This is a genomic window from Nocardia sp. NPDC004123, from assembly GCF_053603795.1.
This window is the reverse complement of sequence record NZ_JBSGGG010000039.1, coordinates 39579-61714: the sequence shown is the minus strand read 5'-3', so window position 1 is coordinate 61714 and position 22136 is coordinate 39579. Positions and strand designations below refer to the sequence as shown.

At 68.1% G+C, this 22136-nt stretch carries 20 protein-coding genes; 12 read left to right on the top strand and 8 right to left on the bottom strand.

What is annotated here, in order from left to right; genetic code table 11:
* The first annotated feature begins 75 nt into the window (after nt 1–75).
* The 4 genes from ACWEQQ_RS40915 (at nt 76) to ACWEQQ_RS40900 (ending at nt 3529) form a co-directional block, all read left to right on the top strand.
* A complete protein-coding gene (locus ACWEQQ_RS40915; protein ID WP_452343841.1) occupies nt 76–1269 on the top strand; it encodes an acetylornithine transaminase in 1194 nt (397 codons plus the stop codon).
* Nucleotides 1266–2210, top strand: a complete 945-nt coding sequence (gene argF / locus ACWEQQ_RS40910; RefSeq protein WP_452343842.1) for an ornithine carbamoyltransferase — start codon at nt 1266–1268, stop codon at nt 2208–2210. The genes ACWEQQ_RS40915 and argF overlap by 4 nt, the downstream gene beginning before the upstream one ends.
* A 29-nt stretch (nt 2211–2239) precedes the next feature.
* Nucleotides 2240–2737 (top strand): arginine repressor, encoded by a 498-nt coding sequence (locus ACWEQQ_RS40905; RefSeq protein ID WP_354848599.1) that lies wholly within the window; start codon nt 2240–2242, stop codon nt 2735–2737.
* A gap of 90 nt (nt 2738–2827) precedes the next feature.
* Nucleotides 2828–3529 carry a hypothetical protein gene (locus ACWEQQ_RS40900; protein WP_452343843.1) on the top strand — a complete coding sequence of 234 codons (702 nt, stop codon included), beginning with the start codon at nt 2828–2830 and terminating at the stop codon, nt 3527–3529.
* On the opposite strand, the gene ACWEQQ_RS40895 is transcribed toward ACWEQQ_RS40900, so the two are convergent.
* Both ACWEQQ_RS40895 and ACWEQQ_RS40890 read right to left on the bottom strand, forming a co-directional pair.
* Nucleotides 3522–3674: a hypothetical protein gene (locus tag ACWEQQ_RS40895; protein ID WP_452351987.1), complete on the bottom strand. Its 153-nt coding sequence runs from the start codon at nt 3672–3674 to the stop codon at nt 3522–3524. The two genes, ACWEQQ_RS40900 and ACWEQQ_RS40895, sit on opposite strands and share 8 nt — an antisense overlap.
* A gap of 195 nt (nt 3675–3869) precedes the next feature.
* Nucleotides 3870–4637 carry a trans-aconitate 2-methyltransferase gene (locus ACWEQQ_RS40890; RefSeq protein WP_452351986.1) on the bottom strand — a complete coding sequence of 256 codons (768 nt, stop codon included), beginning with the start codon at nt 4635–4637 and terminating at the stop codon, nt 3870–3872.
* Between the two features lie 253 nt (nt 4638–4890).
* On the opposite strand from ACWEQQ_RS40890, the gene ACWEQQ_RS40885 reads away from it, so the two are divergent.
* Genes ACWEQQ_RS40885 through argH form a run of 3 tightly spaced genes read left to right on the top strand, consistent with a single transcriptional unit; the run spans nt 4891 to nt 8483 of the window.
* Nucleotides 4891–6093, top strand: coding sequence for an argininosuccinate synthase (locus ACWEQQ_RS40885; RefSeq protein WP_354848500.1), 1203 nt, complete (start codon nt 4891–4893; stop codon nt 6091–6093).
* A 54-nt stretch (nt 6094–6147) separates the two neighbouring features.
* Entirely contained in the window at nt 6148–7065 is a 918-nt protein-coding gene (locus ACWEQQ_RS40880) for an SAM-dependent methyltransferase (RefSeq protein ID WP_452351985.1), read from the top strand.
* Nucleotides 7062–8483, top strand: a complete 1422-nt coding sequence (argH, locus tag ACWEQQ_RS40875; protein ID WP_354848494.1) for an argininosuccinate lyase — start codon at nt 7062–7064, stop codon at nt 8481–8483. Before ACWEQQ_RS40880 ends, argH begins: the two co-directional genes overlap by 4 nt.
* Before the next feature lie 60 nt (nt 8484–8543).
* Here argH and ACWEQQ_RS40870 read toward each other — a convergent pair whose 3' ends face one another.
* The 5 genes from ACWEQQ_RS40870 to ACWEQQ_RS40850 form a co-directional block, all read right to left on the bottom strand.
* Nucleotides 8544–8726, bottom strand: a complete 183-nt coding sequence (locus ACWEQQ_RS40870; protein ID WP_452351984.1) for a hypothetical protein — start codon at nt 8724–8726, stop codon at nt 8544–8546.
* Nucleotides 8727–8908: 182 nt separating this feature from the next.
* On the bottom strand, nt 8909–10342 hold the full coding sequence (locus tag ACWEQQ_RS40865; RefSeq protein ID WP_452351983.1) for a hypothetical protein: 1434 nt from the start codon (nt 10340–10342) through the stop codon (nt 8909–8911).
* Between the two features lie 537 nt (nt 10343–10879).
* The gene (locus ACWEQQ_RS40860) at nt 10880–12433 is read right to left on the bottom strand and encodes a DUF222 domain-containing protein (RefSeq protein ID WP_452351982.1); all 1554 of its coding nucleotides are present in this window, start codon (nt 12431–12433) and stop codon (nt 10880–10882) included.
* Between the two features lie 223 nt (nt 12434–12656).
* Nucleotides 12657–13127, bottom strand: a complete 471-nt coding sequence (locus ACWEQQ_RS40855) for an iron chaperone (protein WP_452351981.1) — start codon at nt 13125–13127, stop codon at nt 12657–12659.
* A 49-nt stretch (nt 13128–13176) separates the two neighbouring features.
* Nucleotides 13177–13524 carry a VOC family protein gene (locus ACWEQQ_RS40850; protein WP_452343850.1) on the bottom strand — a complete coding sequence of 116 codons (348 nt, stop codon included), beginning with the start codon at nt 13522–13524 and terminating at the stop codon, nt 13177–13179.
* 189 nt (nt 13525–13713) lie between these two features.
* Between ACWEQQ_RS40850 and ACWEQQ_RS40845 the strand changes: the two genes are divergently transcribed.
* Both ACWEQQ_RS40845 and ACWEQQ_RS40840 read left to right on the top strand, forming a co-directional pair.
* Complete coding sequence (locus tag ACWEQQ_RS40845) at nt 13714–16635, top strand: ATP-binding protein (RefSeq protein ID WP_452351980.1); 2922 nt, start codon at nt 13714–13716, stop codon at nt 16633–16635.
* A gap of 387 nt (nt 16636–17022) precedes the next feature.
* On the top strand, nt 17023–17346 hold the full coding sequence (locus ACWEQQ_RS40840; RefSeq protein WP_452351979.1) for a DMT family transporter: 324 nt from the start codon (nt 17023–17025) through the stop codon (nt 17344–17346).
* Nucleotides 17347–17373: 27 nt separating this feature from the next.
* On the opposite strand, the gene ilvA is transcribed toward ACWEQQ_RS40840, so the two are convergent.
* Nucleotides 17374–18588, bottom strand: a complete 1215-nt coding sequence (ilvA, locus tag ACWEQQ_RS40835; protein WP_452343853.1) for a threonine ammonia-lyase — start codon at nt 18586–18588, stop codon at nt 17374–17376.
* Nucleotides 18589–18738: 150 nt separating this feature from the next.
* Here ilvA and ACWEQQ_RS40830 point away from each other — a divergent pair, with 150 nt between their 5' ends.
* The 3 genes from ACWEQQ_RS40830 (at nt 18739) to ACWEQQ_RS40820 (ending at nt 22136) form a co-directional block, all read left to right on the top strand.
* Nucleotides 18739–20229 carry an NCS1 family nucleobase:cation symporter-1 gene (locus ACWEQQ_RS40830; RefSeq protein ID WP_452351978.1) on the top strand — a complete coding sequence of 497 codons (1491 nt, stop codon included), beginning with the start codon at nt 18739–18741 and terminating at the stop codon, nt 20227–20229.
* A 168-nt stretch (nt 20230–20397) separates the two neighbouring features.
* Nucleotides 20398–20856, top strand: coding sequence for an RrF2 family transcriptional regulator (locus ACWEQQ_RS40825; protein WP_452351977.1), 459 nt, complete (start codon nt 20398–20400; stop codon nt 20854–20856).
* 8 nt (nt 20857–20864) lie between these two features.
* Nucleotides 20865–22136, top strand: coding sequence for a globin domain-containing protein (locus tag ACWEQQ_RS40820; RefSeq protein ID WP_452343856.1), 1272 nt, complete (start codon nt 20865–20867; stop codon nt 22134–22136).

The following is a 22136-nucleotide window of genomic DNA, read 5'->3' as shown; positions in this document are numbered from 1 at the left end:
CGACCGTAGCGAGCGGAAAATGAACACAGCCACGAGTGTGCTCGTGCTTGAGCCGAGCGCCAGCGAGGTGGAAGCATGAGCACAGCCGACATCCAGCAGCGGTGGAACACCGCGCTGATGAACAACTACGGCACCCCCAAGGTGGCGCTGGTGCGCGGCGCCGGCGCGGTCGTCTACGACGCCGACGGCAAGCGCTACCTCGACTTCCTGGGCGGCATCGCGGTCAACAGCCTCGGCCACGCCCACCCGGCCATCCTGAACGCGGTCACCCAGCAGCTCGGCACCCTGGGCCACGTCTCGAATCTGTATGCCAGCGAACCGGTCATCGAGCTGGCCGAACGGCTGCTCGCGCACTTCGGCGACGGGCACGGCAAGGCGTTCTTCTGCAACTCCGGCACCGAGGCCAACGAGGCCGCCTTCAAGATGGCACGGCTCACCGGGCGCCGGAAGATCATCGCCTGCGAGGAGGCCTTCCACGGCCGCACCATGGGCGCGCTCGCACTGACCGGCCAGCCCTCGAAGCGGGAACCGTTCGAGCCCATGCCGCCCGGCGTCATCCACGTGCCCTACGGCGACGCGCTGGCGCTGGCCGCCGCCGTCGACAAGGACACGGCCGCGGTGTTCCTGGAACCCATCATGGGGGAGAGCGGCGTCGTGGTGCCCCCGGCCGACTACCTGGCCAAGGCCCGCGCGATCACCAAAGAGCAAGGCGCGCTGCTGATCCTGGACGAGGTGCAGACCGGCATCGGCCGCACCGGCGCGTTCTACGCGCACCAGGCCGCGGGCATCGTGCCCGATGTCATCACCCTGGCCAAGGGTCTGGGCGGCGGCCTGCCCATCGGCGCCGTGCTGGCCCAGGGCCCGGCCGCGGAGCTGCTGCAGCCGGGCATGCACGGCACCACCTTCGGCGGCAATCCGGTGTGCGCGGCGGCGGCGCTGGCCGTGCTGCGGACCATCGACGAAGACGGCCTGCTCTCGCACGTGGAGACGGTGGGCAAGATCCTCGTCGACGGGATCGAGAACCTCGGCCACCCGCTGGTCGACCACGTGCGCGGCGCCGGTCTGCTCATCGGCATCCAGCTGACCGCCGATGCCTCCACGGACGTGGAGCTGGCCGCCCGGGCGGCCGGGTACCTGCTGAATCCGGCCAAGCCCAATGTGATTCGCCTCGCTCCGCCCTTGGTGCTCACCGAGACCCAGGCGGAGAACTTCCTGTCCGACCTGCCCGGCATCCTCGATGCCGCCCAGGCCCAGAAGGAGACCAAGTGACCATCCGGCATTTCCTGCGTGACGACGACGTCACCCCCGCCGAGCAGGCCGAGATCCTCGCGCTGGCAGCGGAACTGAAGGCCGCACCGCAGTCGCGGCGGCCGCTGGAGGGCCCGCGCGGCGTCGCGGTCATGTTCGAGAAGAACTCCACGCGCACCCGGTTCTCCTTCGAGATGGGCATCGCCCAGCTCGGCGGGCACGCCGTCGTGGTCGACGGCCGCGACACCCAGCTGGGACGCGAGGAGACCCTCGCCGATACCGGCCGCGTGCTGTCTCGGTATGTGGACGCCATTGTCTGGCGCACCTTCGAACAGGCACGCCTGGACGAGATGGCCGGCGCCGCAACGGTTCCCGTGGTCAATGCGCTGTCCAACGAGTTCCACCCCTGCCAGGTGCTGGCGGATCTGCAGACGCTGAAGGAGCGCAAGGGCTCCGACCTGAGCGGCCGCAACCTCACCTACCTCGGCGACGGCGCGAACAATATGGCGCACTCGCTCATGCTCGGCGGCGTCACCGCGGGCATGAACGTGACCATCGCCGCCCCCGAGGGTTTCGAGCCGTTCGGCTGGATCGTCGACGCCGCCCAGAAGCGGGCCGCCGAGACCGGTGCGACCATCACCATCACCCACGACCCGCAGGCCGCGGCCGAGGGTGCGGACGCGCTGGTCACCGACGCCTGGACCTCCATGGGCCAGGAGAACGACGGCCGCGACCGGGTCGCCCCGTTCCGTCCGTTCCAGGTCAATGCCGGGCTGCTGGCCCGCGCGGCCGCGGATGTGACCGTGCTGCACTGCCTTCCGGCGCACCGCGGCGAGGAGATCACCGACGAGGTCATCGACGGCCCGCACAGCGCGGTCTGGGACGAGGCCGAGAACCGCCTGCACGCGCAGAAGGCGCTGCTGGTGTGGCTGCTGGAGCGATACCAGCGAGGCGAGCGGTGAGCAGCGGCGAACGTCGCACGGCCGCACCGGTGTCGAACAAGTCCGGTGCGGCCATCGCCCGCACCCGCGCCGGCCGGCAGGCCCGCATCGTCGCCATCCTCTCCCAGCACGAGGTGCGCAGCCAGTCGGAACTGGCCGTGCTGCTCTCGTCCGAGGGCATCGAGACCACCCAGGCGACACTGTCCCGCGATCTCGACGAACTCGGCGCGGTCAAGCTGCGCGCGGCCGACGGCGGCGCCGGCGTGTACGTGGTCCCCGAGGACGGCAGCCCCGTCCGCGGCGTCACCGGCGGCACCGAACGACTCTCGAAACTGCTCGGCGACCTGCTGGTCTCCACCGACGCCAGCGGCAATATCGCCGTCCTGCGGACGCCGCCGGGCGCCGCGCACTTCCTGGCCAGCGCCCTCGACCGCGCTGCCCTGCCCGAGGTGGTCGGCACCATCGCGGGCGACGACACCATCGCCGTCATCGCCCGCGAGCCCATGACCGGCGCGGAACTGGCCGCCAAGATCGAACAGCTGGCCTGAATCGGACTGTGCCGCAGGATAATTGCGGTAATGCGGTACCAGTGCGGGCGTACGCTCGGTAGGAAGGACATCCCCGAGCAAGGAACGCACATGTGCGAAGGCTATGGACTGATCGGATCCTTCGAAGCCGGGACGCGGGAGCGGCCTCACGTTCCCGAGGTGGTCCGGCCCAGCCTGCGCCGGACCGACGACGGGGTCTGGGTGGTCATGGCCCGCAAGGTGGCCCGGCGCATCGACGGGGATCGGTTCATTCCGGCGACCGGCGGCGCGCCCTACCCGCGTGACGCGATCGCCGAGTGCCGGCGCGGCCGGAGTCACGCAGTGCCGGACGAGGACTGCAGCTGTGGTTTCCACGCCGTATCCGAAGCCGCACCGGAACCCTACGGCGGCCGCTTCACCGTGCTCGAGGTCGTGCTCTCCGGGCGGATCCTGGCCGCGCACTGGATTCGCGGCGGCCTGCTCTTCCGCGCCGCACGCCAGACCGTCATCACCTGGTCGGATATCACTGTGCCGCAACCGGTCCGGCTGCCGGACCGACCCCCGCAGCCGCCCACTCCACCCCTGGAGCCGGGCGGCCGCACCGCCCGCCTGCGCCCACCCGACCCGCGTGGCCTGGATCGCGCCGGATTGCGCCTGCCGGTGCGTGAGCCCCAGGTCGTGCGGCTCGCCGACGATGCGGGCTACTGCGTGCTCGATGCTCGACAGCGAGAGCCTCGCGGACAGAGAAATCGGTGGCAGCATCGCCAGGATGCCGCCACCGACGGAGTGCCGATGCCGATCGAGATCAGTTGAACGGGTACTGGCCGGGCGGAACCGAGCCGCCCTGGCCCTGTGCGCCGGAGGAGATGAGATCCTGCACGAGCTGCAGTGCCGCTCCTCCGATGGACAGGATGTCGCGGCCGAGGGTGCCTACGATCTGAGCGAGTGTCGAGAGCATGGCGGAATCCTTCGGTTGACCCGGAAGTGACGACTTCCAGCGTGGCACAGCGGCGTACGGCGTGATCGTGAATCGCATCGAAGGGTGGGTTTCGGGCATTTGCCGGATTCGGTGCCGACTGGTCGCTCTGATCGGTGCCGACTGGTCGCTCTGATCGGTGCCGACTGGTCGCTCTGAGGGGGCGACCGGGTTCTCTCACTCCGGCTTGTGCGCGACCGCGAACACGCGACGGAACGGCAACCAGGTGACACCGTCCGGCTGCTGCGGATAGGCCGATCGCAGCAGTGGCGCGATCTCGGCCCGGAAGTCCTGCCACGCGGCATCGTCGAGCGCGTCGCGGACCGGACGCAGTGCGGTTCCGGTCACCCATTCCAATACCGGATCATCCCCGGTCAGCGGCTGCAGATAGGTGGTCTCCCAGGCATCCACCCGGCATCCGGCCGCGGTCAGCACCCCGGCGTATCCGGCGGGATCGGGCACCGCCTGCCGATCCAGAATCCCCGCCGCCCCCAGTCGCTCCCGCCACCGCGGCGACGACGCGAGCTCCCGGATCGCGAGATGTGAAGGCGCATCGAAGTTCCCGGGCACCTGAATCGCCAGCCAGGCGCCGTCCGGCAGCGCTGCCACCCAATCCGGCAGCAGCGCAAGATGATCCGGTACCCACTGCAGTACCGCATTGGTCACCACCACGTCGGTGTCCGGTGCGGGCCGCCAGTCGCGGACATCGGCGACAGTTGCGTCGATGCCGTGTTCCCTTGCCGCGGCGACCATTTCGGGTGAGGAGTCGAATGCCTCGAGGGTCGCCCCCGGCCACCTGGTCGCGAGTGCCGCGGTGAGATTGCCCGGTCCGCAGCCGACATCGGCCACCCGCCGGGGTTTGTCCGCGCCGACCCGTCCGACCAGGTCGAAGAACGGCCGCGCGCGCAGGTCGTCGAAGGCGAGGTACTTGTCCGGATCCCACATGGGCCCCTCCGTATGAACGTCGAATTTCCCAAACCGTACGTACGTACTGTATTCCTCGCCGGGGTCCGGTGCAAGGATGTGACGGTCACCGGCGGCCGGATCCATGCAGGCGAGGACCCCGGTTATGAATGGGATTGCATCGTCATGCATAATCATTTGCAGGACGACGGAGCGCGCCAGAGGGACCGGGACGGGACCGCGGGGCAGCGCACCGGTCGAGGGCCTATACGAACAATCGAGGAGCACACGGACTATGACCAAGCGCGTCGTACTCGCCTACTCCGGCGGGCTGGACACCTCAGTCGCCATCAGCTGGATCGGTAAGGAGACCGGCGCGGAGGTCGTCGCCGTCGCCATCGACCTCGGCCAGGGTGGCGAGGACATGAACGACGTGCGCCAGCGCGCGCTGGATTGCGGCGCCGTCGAGTCCATCGTCGTGGACGCCCGCGACGAGTTCGCCAACGAGTACTGCCTGCCGACCATCCAGGCCAACGCCCTCTACATGGGCCGCTACCCGCTGGTCTCGGCCATCTCCCGGCCGCTGATCGTCAAGCACCTGGTCGAGGCCGCCGAGTACCACGGCGCCGACACCGTCTCGCACGGCTGCACCGGCAAGGGCAACGACCAGGTCCGCTTCGAGGTCGGCATCGGCGCGCTCGCGCCCGACCTGAAGGTCATCGCCCCGGTCCGCGACTACGCCTGGACCCGTGAGAAGGCCATCGAGTTCGCCGGCGAGAACAAGCTGCCGATCAACGTGTCCAAGAAGTCGCCGTTCTCCATCGACCAGAACCTGTGGGGCCGCGCGGTCGAGACCGGCTTCCTCGAGGACCTCTGGAACGCGCCGACCAAGGACGTCTACGACTACACCGTCGACCCGACCGTCAACTTCGAGGCGCCCGACGAGCTCATCGTCACCTTCGACAAGGGTGTGCCGGTCGCCATCGACGGCCGCCCGGTCACCATGCTCGAGGCCATCACCGAGCTGAACAAGCGGGCCGGCCGCCAGGGTGTGGGCCGCCTCGACATGGTCGAGGACCGGCTCGTCGGCATCAAGAGCCGCGAGATCTACGAGGCCCCCGGCGCCATCGCGCTGATCACCGCGCACCAGGAGATGGAAGCGGTCACCATCGAGCGCGAGCTGGGCCGCTACAAGCGGCAGGTCGAGCAGCGCTGGGGCGAGCTGGTGTACGACGGCCTGTGGTACTCGCCGCTGAAGCGCGCGCTGGACGCCTTCGTCGCCGAGACCCAGCAGCACGTGTCCGGTGATGTCCGGATGGTCCTGCACGGCGGCAGCGTCGTGGTCAACGGCCGTCGCTCCGACGAGTCGCTCTACGACTTCAACCTCGCCACCTACGACGAGGGCGACACTTTCGACCAGTCGCTGGCCAAGGGCTTCGTCCAGATCCACGGCCTGTCCTCCAAGGTCGCGGCGCGGCGGGATCTCAACAGCAAGTAGTAGCCTGCGACCGGAGCTGATTTCACTCGAGCGCCGGCCGAAGGAGACGCACCCATGCGAACCGATGACGACAGTTGGGACATCACGGAGAGCGTGGGTGCGACCGCCATCGGCGTGTCGGCCATTCGCGCCTACGAGACCAGCCGCGAGGACGCCCTGTTCCACGACCCCTACGCGGCGAAGCTGGTGGCCGCGGTCGGGTCCGAGGGCTGGAACGCCATGATGTCGGGGGCGCTGAGCCGTCAGAGCATCAGCGACGGCGACTACCAGGCCTGGTCGTTGGGCAACGTCCTGGTGGCCCGCACCGTCTACTTCGACGAGTATTTCGCCGCGGCCGTGCGGGCCGGGATCCGGCAGATCGTGATCCTGGCCGCCGGGCTGGACGCGCGGGCCTACCGGCTCGAATGGCCCTCGGACACTCGGATTTTCGAGCTCGATCAGCCGAAGGTGCTGGCGTTCAAGGCCCGGGCGCTCGCCGATGACGAGCCGGTGGCCGATCGCCGTGAGGTGCCGGTCGATCTGCGGCAGGACTGGCCGAAAGCCCTGCTGGACAAGGGGTTCGAACCGGATCAGCCGACCGCCTGGCTGGCCGAGGGGCTGTTGCGCTACCTGCCCGGGCACGCCCAGACCCAGCTGCTCGAGCGCGTGGTGGAACTCAGCGCGCCGGGCAGCCGGATGGCGATCAACCTCGGCACCGGGTCCGGTGATCTGGCCGACGACTTCCGGGAGCGGCGCCGCAAGGTGATGGCGGATGCCGGGCTGAAGCTGGACCTGGAAGATCTGTTCTACCCGTGGGAGGGCCGCGAGGACCCCCGCAGCTGGTTCGCCATGCACCGCTGGCTGGTCACCGAGGGTGACCCGGTCGCCCTGCTCGAGGACCGCGGCCGGGCCGTTCCCGAGGCGGCCCGGGCCGCAATGACCCAACACATTCTGATGACCGCGACGAAACCGCGAGGAGACGACACGCTATGACCCAGGGCGGCAGCACCAATGAAGGCGCGCTGTGGGGTGGACGCTTCGCGTCCGGCCCGGCCGCGGCGATGGCGGCGCTGAGCAAGTCGACCCACTTCGACTGGGCGCTCGCGCCGTACGACATTCGCGCCTCCAAGGCTCACGCGCGCGTGCTGCACAAGGCCGGGCTGCTGTCGGAGACCGACCTGGCGGGCATGCTCGCGGGCCTGGATCAGCTTGCGGCGGACGTGGAATCGGGTGCGTTCGGGCCCCTCGAATCCGATGAGGACGTGCACGGCGCGCTGGAGCGCGGGCTCATCGACCGGGTCGGCACCGAGCTGGGTGGCCGGCTGCGCGCGGGCCGCTCCCGCAACGACCAGGTGGCCACGCTGTTCCGCATGTGGCTGCGGGATGCGGTGCGGCGCATCGCCTCCGGCGTACTGGACGTGGTGGACGCCCTGGTCGAGCAGGCCGCCGCGCACCCGGACGCGGTGATGCCGGGCAAGACCCACCTGCAGGCCGCCCAGCCGGTGCTGCTGGCCCACCACCTGCTGGCACACGCCCACCCGCTGCTGCGCGACATCGACCGGATCCGCGACTTCGACAAGCGGGCCGCGGTGTCGCCGTACGGTTCCGGCGCGCTGGCGGGCTCCTCCCTGGGCCTGGATCCGGAAGCCATTGCCGCCGAACTGAATTTCGACTCCTCCGCCGCGAACTCCATCGACGCCACCTCCTCGCGTGACTTCGCCGCCGAGGCCGCGTTCGTGCTGGCCATGATCGCCGTCGACCTGAGCCGCATGGCCGAAGAGGTGATCATCTGGAGCACACCGGAATTCGGCTACATCACCCTGGCCGACGCCTGGTCCACCGGCTCCTCGATCATGCCGCAGAAGAAGAACCCGGACGTCTCCGAGCTCACCCGCGGCAAGGCGGGCCGCCTCATCGGCAATGTCACCGGCCTGCTCGCGACCCTGAAGGCTCAGCCGCTGGCCTACAACCGTGACCTGCAGGAGGACAAGGAGCCGGTCTTCGACTCGGTCGCCCAGCTCGAACTGCTGCTGCCGGCCATCGCGGGCCTGGTCTCCACCCTGACCTTCCACACCGATCGCATGGCCGAGCTCGCCCCCGCCGGCTTCACCCTCGCCACCGATATCGCCGAATGGCTGGTCCGCCAGGGTGTTCCGTTCCGTGTCGCGCACGAGGCCGCGGGCGGCTGCGTCCGCGTCGCCGAGTCCCGCGGCGTCGGCCTGGACGAGCTCACCGACGCGGAGTTCGCCGCCGTCGACCCGGCCCTGACCCCCGGTGTCCGTGAGGTCCTCACCGTCGAAGGCTCCATCGCCTCCCGCAACGCGCGCGGCGGTACCGCAGGAACCCAGGTCGCCAAGCAGCTCGAGGAGGTGCGCGGCACCGCCGCCACCCAGCGCGCCTGGCTGAGCTGATACTCGAAACGGTAACGGCCCGTTGGATTTCCGACCTGGAAACCCAACGGGCCGCTTTCGTCATCCGCGTCGGTAATTCATGTGCTTCGCGGCGGGCACCGCGGCACGACCGGCGTCGTGCACCTTGCCGTTCGCGGTGGTCTGCTGCTTCTTGTCGACCTTCCCGCGCCGTTCGCGCCGCGACAACGGGCGTTCGGCGGGGTCCTCGGCAGGGATTTCGGGCAGCGGAAAGCGCTCGGGCATGAGTCCTCCTCTGGGTATGCGTGACCGACGGACCGGGTTCGATCGCCGGTCGGAATCGGGAATGCCACAGGCACGGTCAATTCGGCAGACCGCCGGGCGTCAAGGGCGAAGCGCGCTCAGGAGAACAGGAACAGCCACATGCCGGGCACTGTAACCACAAGCGCGCATCCGCCGCATCCCATTTATTTCTCGTCAGCAGACTTGGTTCGTTCCAGCAGGTCAGTGAAGTTCGCGCGCAGCTCGTCGTAGGGTTCGATCGCGGCGGCCTCGCTTACCCACGCGCGGGGGCCGGTGGGAAGATCCTGACCGTACAGCCTGTTCAACGTGTGTAAACCGATGCGGCGCAGTCGCGTACCTTGTCCGCGCAGCGCGGTCCGAATCAATGGCAGGACGTCGGCCTCTGCCACGCCGGCATCACCGATATAGCTCAGGACGAGGTCAAGGGCACCTTCCCCGTCGGAGCTCCCGATAATCCTCTCGGGATCCGGGCCCACCGCAATCTCGTCCAATGGCAGCACCTGGCCGGCCAGTCGCACGAGGGCGGTGTATTCGGGTTCGGGGGTGTGGGTGGCTGCCCAGTACCAGACATACTGATCGTGCGGCGGTCGTCGGAGACGGGACACGGCATGCGGATACGCGTCGATTCCGACCGCCTCAGAGCACATGAGCGCCAAGCGGAAGTTGGATTCGCCAGTGGGTTGATCCAGTGCCGACCGGACATGTCGTGACCAGTCGGGGCGGGCCAGCAAGGCGGAGTATTGACCGAGCAGGCGTGAGATGTCCGCCTCTGGCCAATCGTGGTCGGGCGGAGGTTCTTTCAGCAGGTTCTTCAACCGCCCGGCGGTATCGATGAGGGTGAGATTCAGGGGCGCGGAGGCGATCAGCTCGCCGAATCGAGCGAGGCAGGGGAGCGCGTCCGCGTAGTGCCGGATGTCCGAGCACGGTCCGGGCAAAGCCACGAGAGCGTCGAGGATTCCCGCGGCTCCGTGAAGGAGTTCGTCGTCGACCTCCGGTGCGAGCAGCGCGGTGTAGAGATCACCTGTGGTAGCGGCGAGATGGGCGAGGTACTCGTTCAGGATCTGATTGCGGAAGCCGCCGCGCAGCAGCCAGGACTTGATGCCGGGGTCCTGGGTTCCCCGCAAGCGCTCGACGGCGTGGATGCGACCCCAGCCGTCGACACGCTGGGCAAGGCGATGGATAGCCTGCTCTTGTTCGGGTTGGGAGTTGGCCAGGGCAACAATGGCATACAGGGTCAGGTCTTCCAGCGCGCCGAGTAGTAGCAGTAATTCCTGATCGCGTGCGTCACCTGCCACGCCCAGCATGACGATGCCGAGCGCCACGGCATTGCGGCGAGTGCCATGTTCGGCCAGCCACCGTGCCAAGGCGCGCAGATCCTCGGCGGGGTGATCGAGTGCGCGCAGCTCTTTGAGCAGGTCATCGGCAACGTCAAGGGCGCGGTACTCCGCGAGCCGATCATGCAGGGCAGTCAAGGTTTCGGCGTCGGGTGCCGAGAGCGCGGCCGCGACCGCGTCGATCAGCGTGGTGATGGGTGGGGATTCGTCGGACGCCGCTAGATGATGGGTTCGAATCCCGTCGAGGACGGTCGAACTCAGCAATCGAGAGTCGGTGGATTGCTCGTCTGGGAGCGGACTGCCACCGTCCGGCCAGGGGCCGGGGCCATGTAATGCGGTGAGGCTGAGAGCGTGAGCGAGAAAAGTGGTCCGGTCATCCGAGAACTCGGGAGCCGACCACTGGCCGGGGATCACCGGCAGGGGCGCTTGGCGCCCTTTCCATTGAAGAAGATCACAGTAAGACGATAGAGCCAAAAGACTGAAGAGACAAAGGATAAAAGATGCCTGGAGGAGGGAGAGGGTGGCCGAGCTTGGGAGGCCCCCTCACCTACCAGCCCCATTACGGCCCGGCCGTTCATCGTCTCTGTGTAGTTGTCAAAGAACCATGTGCTGGGGAAATCCTTGGCGGTCAGGAGTTGTCGGTAAGCGGTCTCGAGTTGTCGGTAGAGGTGATGCGTGTACTCGGCGCGCTGGGAGGTGAGGTGTGGCTGCCGGTTGGGTGTCAGCTCCAGTGCGGCAGGGCGGGCGACGCAACTACCCCCCTTGTCCCTGCGCACACATGTGAGACACCGGCCTCGGGGCTCACGCCACCCGTGAACCCCGAGGCCCGCATCGGGATTCGATCCTTGCTGCCAGCCACTCCGCCACGTGATGACGCTCGTTGACCTGTGGGGTTTGGGTGGGGTCGATGTGTTTGGGTGCGATCCATCCGCACCGTCCGGGGTGTGGTGAATCCTGGTCCATCACAACTGTTTTCCACCCATCCCGGCTGTTGTTGACGAGTGCGTGGCAGTGATCGCATGCCAACGCCAGGTTGTTCAGGTCGGTGGGTCCGCCGGCGGCCCAGTCGGTGATGTGGTGGGCGGCGCAGATGCTCGCGGATGCATCGCAGCCCGGGCGGGTACAGCCCTTGTCCCGGGCGATGAGGGCGAGGCGCTGACCGGAGGTCGCGAGGCGCTCGCAGCGGCCCAGGTAGAGCGGAATCTCGTTGGCGTCCAACACTGCGAGCACCGGGCGGGTGCCCTGAGCCAACTCGAGGGCCTCGTGGATGCTGACGTGGCCGCCGGTGCTGGTGGTCGCCACACCGGCGCCGCGCTCCACATCGGCCAGGCTCATTGTCAGCACCGGCTGCACGCGCATGCCTCGGTGGGAGCCGAGTTCGGCAGCGGTGATGCCGAGCTTGACGGTGTTGACGGCGAGTTCGGCGGTGTCGACGCCGGACTCGGACGCACTGGCGCGGGGCTTGGTGGCGTTGACGCCAGCCTTGCCGATGTTGATGTCCGGTTGCAGCAGCGCGTGCAGCGCGTCGTGGGTGCGCTGTGCGGCATCGCGACGGTCTCGGCGTGCGGCGGCTTCGAGGACTTTGGAATCGATTCGAGCTGTGGCGGTGAGGATTTCGGTGTCGTCGATGTTGCACATGCCGGGCCGGGCGAGCTTGGCGAGGATCGCGTCCAGCGATGCGCGCAGTCCGGGGGTGAGCCAGCCTTCGATCTTCGACATGCCGTCCACGCCGGGGCGGCCGATCACGATGCCGCGACGGCGACGCCGGTCGGCATCGGAGATCACGGTTCCGTTGGGGTCGAGGCGGGCGAGGATTTCGCGGCCGATCTTGGGGAGGTCGTCGGGGGAACCGGTGTGGCAGAACGTAACCAGCAGTTCCTCGGCCTCGGCTCGTGCTTGTGTGGGGATATCGGCGGGCAGGTGCGTCATGATCTCGACGATGCCGCGCACGTGGTCGCGGGAGATGTCTGCGGTCTCAAAGGCTTTGGCGGTCGCCGTCAGAGACGCGGTGCGCAATTGCCCGGTGCGGTCGAAGAACTCTCCACATGCACCGGCGATCTTCACCCGCACCGAGGCGTCGTGGCGGGACAACCCGAGGGTGTGGCGCAGGAACGGCCCCAGATCCTTGTCCCCATTCTTCTGCGGCAGCGAACGGTCGGAAGCTTCGATGATCAATCGCGAATCCAGTGCGGACAGTTGCCGTTTGCAGGCTTCCAGCTTGCGCATCAATTCCACGACATCACCGTCCGTGAATTGGTTCAGGTTGCCGTGGAGGATCGAATTCGACAAGGTCTCGACCGCGGTCGCCAGTTCGGCGATACCGCAGGTGTCGAATGTTGTCCCCTTCGAATTCATGTGCTAATTCTACCGCCATCAACAATGCCTGGGAATCCGAAATGTCCAATATGCCAACGTAATTCAGTAGAATTCCGGCGAACTCGGAGTGTCCCTTATTTCAATCCTATTGCTTGCCAAGGGACCAACCTACCCGCGTTGCCTGACAAGGCACTACCGGGTCGATGGTGTAATCCGCTACCACGGGTGGCGGATTACACCATCGACCTTCCCGGCGGCGGCACTAGCTCAGGGCCCGCTTCAGGAGGTCGGTGATGCGGGATTCGGTCTCGGGGGTCATGGCCTTCAGCGCGTAGTTGACGGCCCACAGGTCACCCTCATCGAGGTTGGCGATGTCGTTGAAGCCGAGGACGGCGTAGCGGGTCTTGAACTTGGCGGCGGTCTGGAAGAAGCAGACGATCTTGCCGTCGCGCAGGTAGGAGGGCATGCCGTACCAGGTCTTGCAGGTGAGTTCGGGGGCGACGGATTTGATGAGGGCGTGGAGGCGTTCGGCGATTTCGCGGTCGGTGCCGGTCATTTCGGCGATCTTGGCCAGGACGTCCTGTTCGCCGTCGGCCTTGGCGGAGCGGGAGCCACGGCGGGCGGCGGTCTTCAGTTCCGCGGCATGGGCTTTCATGGCAGCGCGCTCCTCGGCGCTGAAGCCGACGGTGGTCTTCTTGGCGGTGGTCTTCTCGGTGGTGGTTTCGGCGGCCATGGCTGGATTCCTTTGCGGGAGTGGGGGAGAGGACTGGGTGGGGGAGCGGTCAGCGGTCCTGGATGAGGCCCAGGACATTGCCGTCGGCATCGGTGAGGGTGGCGACCAGGCGGCCGCCGCCCACCTCACGTGCGGGTTGCTGGACGGTCGCGCCGGCGGCGGTGAGCTCGGCGACCTTGGCCTCGATATCGCCGACGTGCCAGTAGGAGACGGGGGCGGCCGGGCTCTGCGGGCTGCCCGCGGGGACGAGGCCGATGTGCTGGCCCTCGGACTCGAAACCGATGTAGTAGGGCGAGTCGGTCTGGGGCTCGATGCCCAGCAGCGCGGTGTAGACGGTCTTGGCGGCGGTGAGGTCGGAGACGGGGTGCAGCACGGTCCTGATGCCCAGCGTGGTCATGATTTCTCCTGGTGAGTGGGGGTCCGAAGCGACCCTGTCGTCCGGTTGGCTCCTGCGAACCCGGTGTGCATTCAGCTTCGCTCTCGGGGCCCCTCGGTCACATCCGTGGTGACCACGGAATCCACCACGGAGAGCCACACCGAGCCCATCGGTACCGTCTTCCGGCGACCGATGCGGCAGACTGAATTCATGGCTGTGACGTCGGAAATCTCCACTCGCGAGGCGGAAGTGCTGACCCTGGTGGGCGAGCACCTCAGTAATGCCGAGATCGGTGCGCGACTGTTCATCTCGGTGCGCACGGTGGAGAGCCACGTGTCCTCGCTGCTGCGGAAACTGGATATGCCCGACCGGCGGGCCCTGGCCCTGCACGCCGCCGCGACCCGCGCCGCCGGCCCGCGACCCGCGCCGGCGTTGCCGAAACCGTTGACCTCGTTCATCGGTCGCGCCCGGGAGCGGGCCGAGCTCACCGAACTGATCAAGACGCAGCGGCAGGTGACCGCGGTCGGACCCGGCGGCGTCGGCAAGACCCGGCTCGCCCTGGCGGTGGTCGCGGACGTGGCCGCCGACTTCGCCGACGGCGTGTGGTTCGTCGACCTGGTGCCGATCGCCAGCCCGGATACGTGTGTGGTCGCGGGCACCGTCGCCATGGCACTCGGCATCGGTGAGCAGCCCGGCCGCGGCTTCGACCGCGCCGTGCTGGCCGCGCTCGCCGACCGGAACGCACTGCTGGTGCTGGACAATTGCGAACACGTGCGGGACGGCGTCGCCCCCTTCGTGGAGCAGTTGCTGGCGGCGTGCCCGGGTATGAGCGTGCTCGCCACCAGCCGCGCCCGGCTGATGGTGCCGTTCGAGCGCGTGTACACCGTCCCGCCGATGTCGCTTGCCGGGGACGGCGATTCGGACGCGGTCGCCCTGTTCATGGATCGCGCGGCGGCGGGCGGCTGGCCGCCCAATCACGCCATGCGCGACCAGGTCGCGACCTTCTGCGAACGCCTCGACGGCGTGGCGCTGGCCATCGAGCTGGCGGCCGCTCGCTGGACCACGCTCGGATTGGACGGTCTCGCCGCCGGTTTGGACGATCAGCTGCGCATGCTCGCCGGCGGCGCCCGCGCCGACGACCGGCATCGCTCGGTGCGCGCGGCCCTGGACTGGAGCCACGCCCTGCTCGAGCCCGAGGACCGGATGCTGCTGCGGCGGGTCTCGGTGTTCATGACCTCGTTCCCCGTCGAGGCGGCGGCCCACGCGGTGGGCCTCGACAAGGGCGCGGTGGCAGCCGGATTGGCGCGACTGGTCGAACAGAGCCTGCTGGTGGTGACCGATACGCCGACCGGTACCCAATTCCGCGCGCTGGAGACCATCCGGCAGTACGGGCTCGGACAACTCGAGGCGGCCGGCGAGGTGACCGACGCCCGCGCCGGGCATCTGCGCTGGTGCCTGGCCGAGGCGGGCGACCTCTCGGTGGTGCGCGCCGACTGGCGGGCCCGATTCGACACCGCCGCAGACGATTTCCGCGCCGCTCTCGGCTGGGCCTGCGAACAACCCGACCGCCGAAGCGACGCCCACGGCCTGGCGCGGTTACTGGCTCCCCTGATGTTCACCCGGCACCTCACCGGCGAATCCCAGTGGCGATACGAGCAGGCCGCCTACCTCGCCGACGACCCTTCCGCCGCCGCGGAATTGCTGCGGCACGCCGCGGCCGCAGCCGGTTGCCAGGGGAACGGTGACGACATGTACCGCCTGCACCACGCCGCCGCCGAATTCGCCCAGCGCGCAGGGGATTCCGCGGGGGCATCCATCGACCTGGCGACCGCGGCGGCCGCCGCCTACCGATTCTGGGGCAGGTTCGAGCGCGTCCCGGCCCGCGAGGATCTGGTCGCACTCATCGCCGAGGCGCGCCGCCTTGCCGCCGCACCGACGTCCGCCGCTCCGGCCGATATCGGGTCGGCCGTTGCGGCGGGTGCGGATACCGTGGAGGATTCCGCTGCTCAGGCCGATATAGCTCGGTCCGGGGCTGTCACGATTGATCCGGCTCGGGCTGAGGCTGCTCGGGCTGCCATCGCACTGGCCGAGGCCGTCGTTCTCACCAATCCCTTCGGTGCGCCGCAGGGCATAACCGATGTTCCTGCGCCGGAGGCGGTTTCGAGTGCGGAGCGAGCTGTCGAGCTCACGCACGGCACCCGTGACCCGTTCGCCGAATCCGCTGCCCTCGATGCTCTCGCCGCCGCTCAGAGCCGAGCTGGCGAATTGCGCGCCGCGGCGGCCACCGCACGGCGGCGCATCCGGCTGCTCTCGACCACGCCGGACAACCCGGTCGGTACCCACGAACTGATCGACGCGCTCGGCCAGGCCACCGAATTCGGTCTCGGGGCGGGCGATCTGGCCGGAGCGCGCCGCTGGGGACGGCAACTCGCCGAGCATCCGATGCTGGCCGAGGTCGGACACACCGCGACCAGCCGCCTGCTGGTGGCGGATGCGTTGGCGGGCAATGTCGATGACGTCCTCGCCCACAGCGCACGCTTCCTCGAAGCCTGGCATCGCGAGGAGCGCCCGGCCCGCTCGGCGCTCGGCGCGGCCGTAGCCGGGGTGCGCATGATCCACGGCCTGCGCGACGACTACGCCGCCGAACGCGAATGGACCGGCGTACTCCAGCAACTCGGCACCCCGGCCACGGATGCCGATGGCTACCAAGCCGTTTTCGACGCACTGCTCATGCTGCACCACGGCCAGCCGGAGGACGCGCTGGAACGCACCGAACTGACCCCGGCCGAGGCGCGCACTCGGGTGACCGGCGCGTGGCTGCCGTGGTACCTGGCCCTGCACGCCGAGGCCGCCGCCATGACCGGGAACACCGCCGCATCAGGCGATCTCGCGCAGGCGCGCACCGAGGTCGCCGGAAACCCGGTGGCCACGGCCATCATCGACCGAGCCGAGGCCCTACTGGCCAAGGACAGGGACCGTTTGCGGTCCACCGCAACAACTTTCGAGGCCGCAGGTTGCGTCTACCAGTCGGCCCGGACCCGGATCCTCGCCGGTGGCGCGGACGCCACCGAGGGCGCCGCCATGCTCACCACCCTGGGTGTGTCCCCGATGACCGCACTCGTGCACCTCTGACTGTTCAGCACCGCGTATTCTGCTCCGCTGCCCCGGGCAACGACGTGACCTTTCTTTGCCCGCTGAGCGTGGAGGTGTGGAAACCCACCCGGTCAACCCGGCGGGCAAGTCGCGAAATGACGATCGACAGCTTCAGCGACCGTGCGGCGACGACGTGCAGCGGCGGTTGATCAAAGCCGGTGGCAGGGCGGGAAGAGCTCGGTCCTACTCGGTCCGAACTCGCGGATCGGGCCGGGCTGAAGCAACCTGCGGTGGCGAGGTTCGAGGCCGGGGCACCATGCCGACCACTCCGATGTTCGAGCGGTTTGCCGAGGTGCTGGAGTTGCGGCTGAGCGTCGAGTTTCATCGGTTGCCGGAGGCGGGAGGAAGGGTGGCTATTGTGCGGTTATGACCTTGTTGTTGCTGGCGTTGGCTATTGCGTGTGAGGTGACGGCGACTGTTTCGCTCAAGATCTCGGAAGGGTTCAGCAGGCTGGTGCCTTCGATCATCGTGGTGATCGGGTATGGGGCAGCGTTCTATTTTCTGTCGCGGGCTTTGCAGCGGGGGATGACCATCGGGGTGGCGTATGGGATCTGGTCGGCGGTGGGGGTGGTGGCGGTGGCGGCGATCGGGGCGTTGTTCCTGGACGAGGGGATCACGGCGGTGCAGATCGGGGGGATCGTGCTGGTGATCGCAGGGGTGCTGGCGCTGGAACTCGGTGGGGCGCACTGACCGTGGGTAGTGCGCCCTCCGGTGTCGTCAATCCTGCACGCGCACCAGGTATCCAGCGTCCGCGAGGGCGGTGAGCATCTCGTCGCGGTGGGCGGGGCCGCGGGTTTCGAGGGTGAGCAGCACCTCGACCTCGTCGATGGCGAGCCAGGCGCCGGTGCGGGAGTGGACCACGTCGAGGACGCTGGCGCCGGTGCGGCCGAGCTCGGCGAGCAGGCGGGACAGGCTGCCGGGACGGTCGGAGATGGTGACGCGGGCGGCGAGGTAGCGGCCGGCGGCGCTGAGGCCGTGGCCGATCACGCGGGTCAGCAGCAGCGGGTCGATATTGCCGCCGGAGAGGATGGCGCAGACCGGGCCCTCCAGCGCGAGTTCGGCTGGGCTGCAGGCCATCAGCGCCGCGACGCCCGCCGCGCCCGCGGGCTCGACGATCAGCTTGGCCCGCTCCATACACAGCAGCAGCGCCTTGGACAGTGCATCCTCGTCGACGGTGACGATGGTGGGCGCGCTGTCCACGATGTGCTCGAACGGCACCTCACCGGGCCGGCCCACCGCGATGCCGTCGGCCATGGTGGACATCTGTTCCAGCGCCACCGGCTTCCCGGCCGCGAGCGAGGCGGGCCAGGCGGCCGCCTCGGCGGCCTGCACACCGATCACCCGGACCTGCGGCTTCAGCCGCTGCACCGCCGCGGCCACCCCCGCGAGCAGGCCGCCGCCGCCCGTCGGCACCAGCACCGTGCCGACATCCGGGAGCTGGTCGAGGATTTCGAGCCCGACCGTCGCCTGCCCGGCCACGATGTCGATGTGATCGAACGGGTGCACCAGCGTCGCCCCGGTGCGTTCCGCGAAATCCCGTGCGGCGGCGAGTGATTGGTCGATGGTGTCGCCCACCTGGTGCACGGTCGCGCCGTAGGCCCTGGTGGCCACCAGTTTCGGCAGCGCCGCACCCACCGGCATGAATACCGTGGCGTCGATCCCGAGTGAGGTCGCCGCCCACGCCACCCCCTGCGCGTGATTGCCCGCGCTGGCCGCCACCACCCCGTGTGCCCGCTCGGCCGCGGACAGATTGGCGATCCGGTTGTAGGCGCCGCGCGGCTTGAACGATCCCGTGCGCTGCAGGTTCTCGCACTTCAGCCAGACCTCGTGCCCGATGCGTTCCGACAGCACCCGCGAGGCCACCACGGGAGTCCGCCGGATCACCGGTGTCAGCAGGGTCGCCGCCGCTTCGATCCGCGCCATGAGCTCCATGCGGGCCATGTTGCCAGGTATTCACGCGCCTGTCGTTCGCGAAAGATATATGGATCACGCAATAACCCGGAAACCGAAAAGCAATCCACGGGGAACGGCTCGTTCCTACCTTGAGCCCACCATCATCGGCTTTCGGATCGGATACACCCCATGACCGACATCGTCACCCCCGCGTCGGCGGGCGCGGAGCCCGCCGCGGCGACACCCGCTCCAGATTACGACCCCAGGCTCACCAATGACGATCTCGCCCCCCTGAAGAAACAGACCTGGGGCTCGTACCACATCTTCGCCTTCTGGATGTCGGATGTGCACAGCGTCGGCGGATACGTCACGGCGGGCAGCCTTTTCGCCCTCGGCCTGGCCGGCTGGCAGGTGCTGGCCGCCCTGCTCATCGGCATCACGATCGTATATTTCCTGTGCAATCTGGTGGCCGCGCCCAGCCAGCGGGCGGGTGTGCCGTATCCGGTCATGTGCCGCAGCGCCTTCGGCGTGAAGGGCGCGAACATCCCGGCCATCATCCGCGGCCTGATCGCGGTGGCCTGGTACGGGATTCAGACCTACCTGGCCTCGGCGGCGCTGATCGTGGTGGCGGTCAAGCTCTTCCCGAGCCTGGCGCCGTACGCGAAATCCGGCGACTACGGTTTCCTCGGCCTGTCGCTGCTGGGCTGGTGCGCCTACCTGGTGCTGTGGGTGGTGCAGGCGGCCGTGTTCTGGCAGGGCATGGAGTCCATCCGCAAGTTCATCGACTTCTGCGGTCCCGCCGTGTATGTCGTCATGTTCTTCCTGTGCGGCTACCTGATCTACAAAGCCGGCTGGAGCGCCATCGACCTGCAGCTGGGCGCGGTGAAGTACCACGGCTGGGACGCGCTGCCCGTGGTCCTGGGCGCGATCGCGCTGGTGGTGTCCTACTTCTGCGGGCCGATGCTGAACTTCGGTGACTTCTCCCGCTACAGCAAGTCCATGGCGGCGGTGAAGCGCGGCAATCTGCTCGGGCTGCCGGTCAACTTCCTGGCCTTCTCGCTGCTGGTGGTGATCACCGCGTCGCTGACCATCCCGGTGTACGGCGAGCTCATCACCGATCCGGTCGAGACCGTCGCGCGCATCGACTCCACCTTCGCCATCGTGCTGGGCGCGCTGACCTTCACCATCGCCACCGTCGGCATCAATATCGTCGCCAACTTCATCTCCCCGGCCTTCGACTTCTCGCACGTGAGTCCGCAGAAGATCAGCTGGCGCATGGGCGGGATGATCGCCGCGGTCGGGTCGGTGCTGATCACGCCGTGGAACCTGTACAACAACCCGGACGTCATCCACTACACCCTCGAGGTGCTGGGCGCGTTCATCGGCCCGCTGTTCGGGGTGCTCATCGCCGACTACTACCTGGTGCGCAAGCGGACCATCGTGGTGGACGACTTGTTCACCATGGCCGAGCGCGGAAAGTACTGGTACCGCAACGGATTCAATCCGGTCGCGGTGATCGCCACCGTGATCGGCGCGATCGCGGCGGTGTTCCCGGTGCTGGCCAAGGACGTCTACGGCATGCACACCGCGGCCGAGTACAGCTGGTTCATCGGATGCGGTCTGGCGCTGGTCATCTACTACCCGCTGGCCACCCGCACGACGCTCATGGTCGAAGCCTGAGGGGATATCCCTGGCAGCGATGCCGGTCGCTGCCAGGGATTTGCCGGACAAGTTATAGACCGTCTCCTGAAAATGTGTCCGGCGTAACATATTCCGCACGGATTCACGTATTAAAGCGCACAGCAGGAAAACCTGCTTTTCCCAATCGGAATAAGTACCGTTGGGCCCATGCAGCTCTCCCGGTTCACCGATCTCGGCTTGCGGTCGCTCATGCGCCTGGCGGTCAGCAGTGATGCCGAGGAAAGAGTCACCGTCAAACTCATTGCGCGACAGGTGAATGCTTCCGAGAACTACGTTGCCAAAGCCATCTCCCGGCTCGCCGAACTGGGCTATGTCGAGTCCCAGCGCGGACGCACCGGCGGGATCTTCCTGACCGAGGCAGGGAAAAAAACCACCATCGGCACTATTGTTCGGCAACTCGAATGTGATAACGAAGTCATCGAGTGTGGCGGCGACAATCCGTGCCCATTGGCGAATGCGTGCCGTTTGCGGGGCGTCTTTGCTACCGCGCAGAACGCCTTCTACGCCGAACTCGATCGGTACGTCCTGTCCGATCTGGTGGATCAGCGCACCGTGGAACTGCTGTATATGCCGGTATTCCCGGCGGCTTCACTCATCGACACCTAGGAGACCTCATGAGGCTCGCGCCGGATTCCACGCTGCACACCTTCCCCGAGCTGGCTGAATCCACTACCCAAGGTCTTGGGGCCGAGCACGCCGAGGTGATCCGCGCGACCCTGCCGTTGGTGGCCGCGCACATCGACCAGATCACCCCGCTGTTCTACACCAAGATGTTCGCCGCCCATCCCGAGCTGCTGCGCGACCGCTTCAACCGCGGCAACCAGCATCAGGGCGCACAGCAGAAGGCGCTCGCCGCCTCCATCGCCGTGTTCGCCACCCACCTCGTCGACCCCGGCCTGCCGCACCCGCGGGAACTGCTGGCCCGCATCGGCCACAAACACGCCTCGCTGGGGGTCACCGAGCCCGAATACCGCATCGTCCACGAGCATCTGTTCGCCGCCATCGTCGAGGTGCTGGGCGCGGACGTGGTGACCCCGGAGATCGCCGCGGCCTGGGATCGCGTGTACTGGCTGATGGCCACCACGCTCATCGATTTCGAGCGGGAGCTCTACGACGCCGCGGGCGTCGCGCCCGGCGACGTGTTCCGCGAGACCCGGGTGGTGCAGCGCATCGACGACCCGTCGGGCGTGGCCACCTTCGTGGTCGAGTCCGCCGATCCGTCCGCACCGCTGCCGGGATTCATTCCGGGACAGTACATCTCGGTCGGCGCGCGGCTGCCCGACGGCGCCCGACAGCTGCGTCAGTACAGCCTGATCAATCGCGGCGGTGACGGCCGGCTCGCCTTCACCGTGCGGAAGGTGCTCGCCGACGCGGACACGCCGGCCGGTGAGGTCTCGAACTGGCTGCACGACACCGTCGGCGCGGGCGACACCCTCGAAATCACGCTGCCTTTCGGCGATCTCACCATCGACACCGAGGCCACCACGCCGGTCGTGCTCATCTCCGCGGGCATCGGCGTCACCCCGATGGCGGGAATCCTGGAATACCTGGCGGCCGAAACCCCCACGCGCCGGACCGTCATCCTGCACGCCGACCGCTCCACCACCGCGCACCCCCTGCGCGAGACGGTCGACGCGCTCGCCCACCGGTTGGCGGACGTGTACTTCCGCGCCTGGTACGAGGCCGACGGCCACGGGTTGCTGGACGTGACCCGGGTCGATCTGCCCGAGGACGCGGACTACTACCTGTGCGGTGGCACCGGCTTCCTGCAGTACGTCCGCGCCCAGCTCATGTCCGCCGGAATCCCTTCGGACCGAGTCCATTTCGAGCTCTTCGCGCCGAACGACTGGTTGCTCGACGCCGATCAGCAGCCCGCCCTCGCCTGA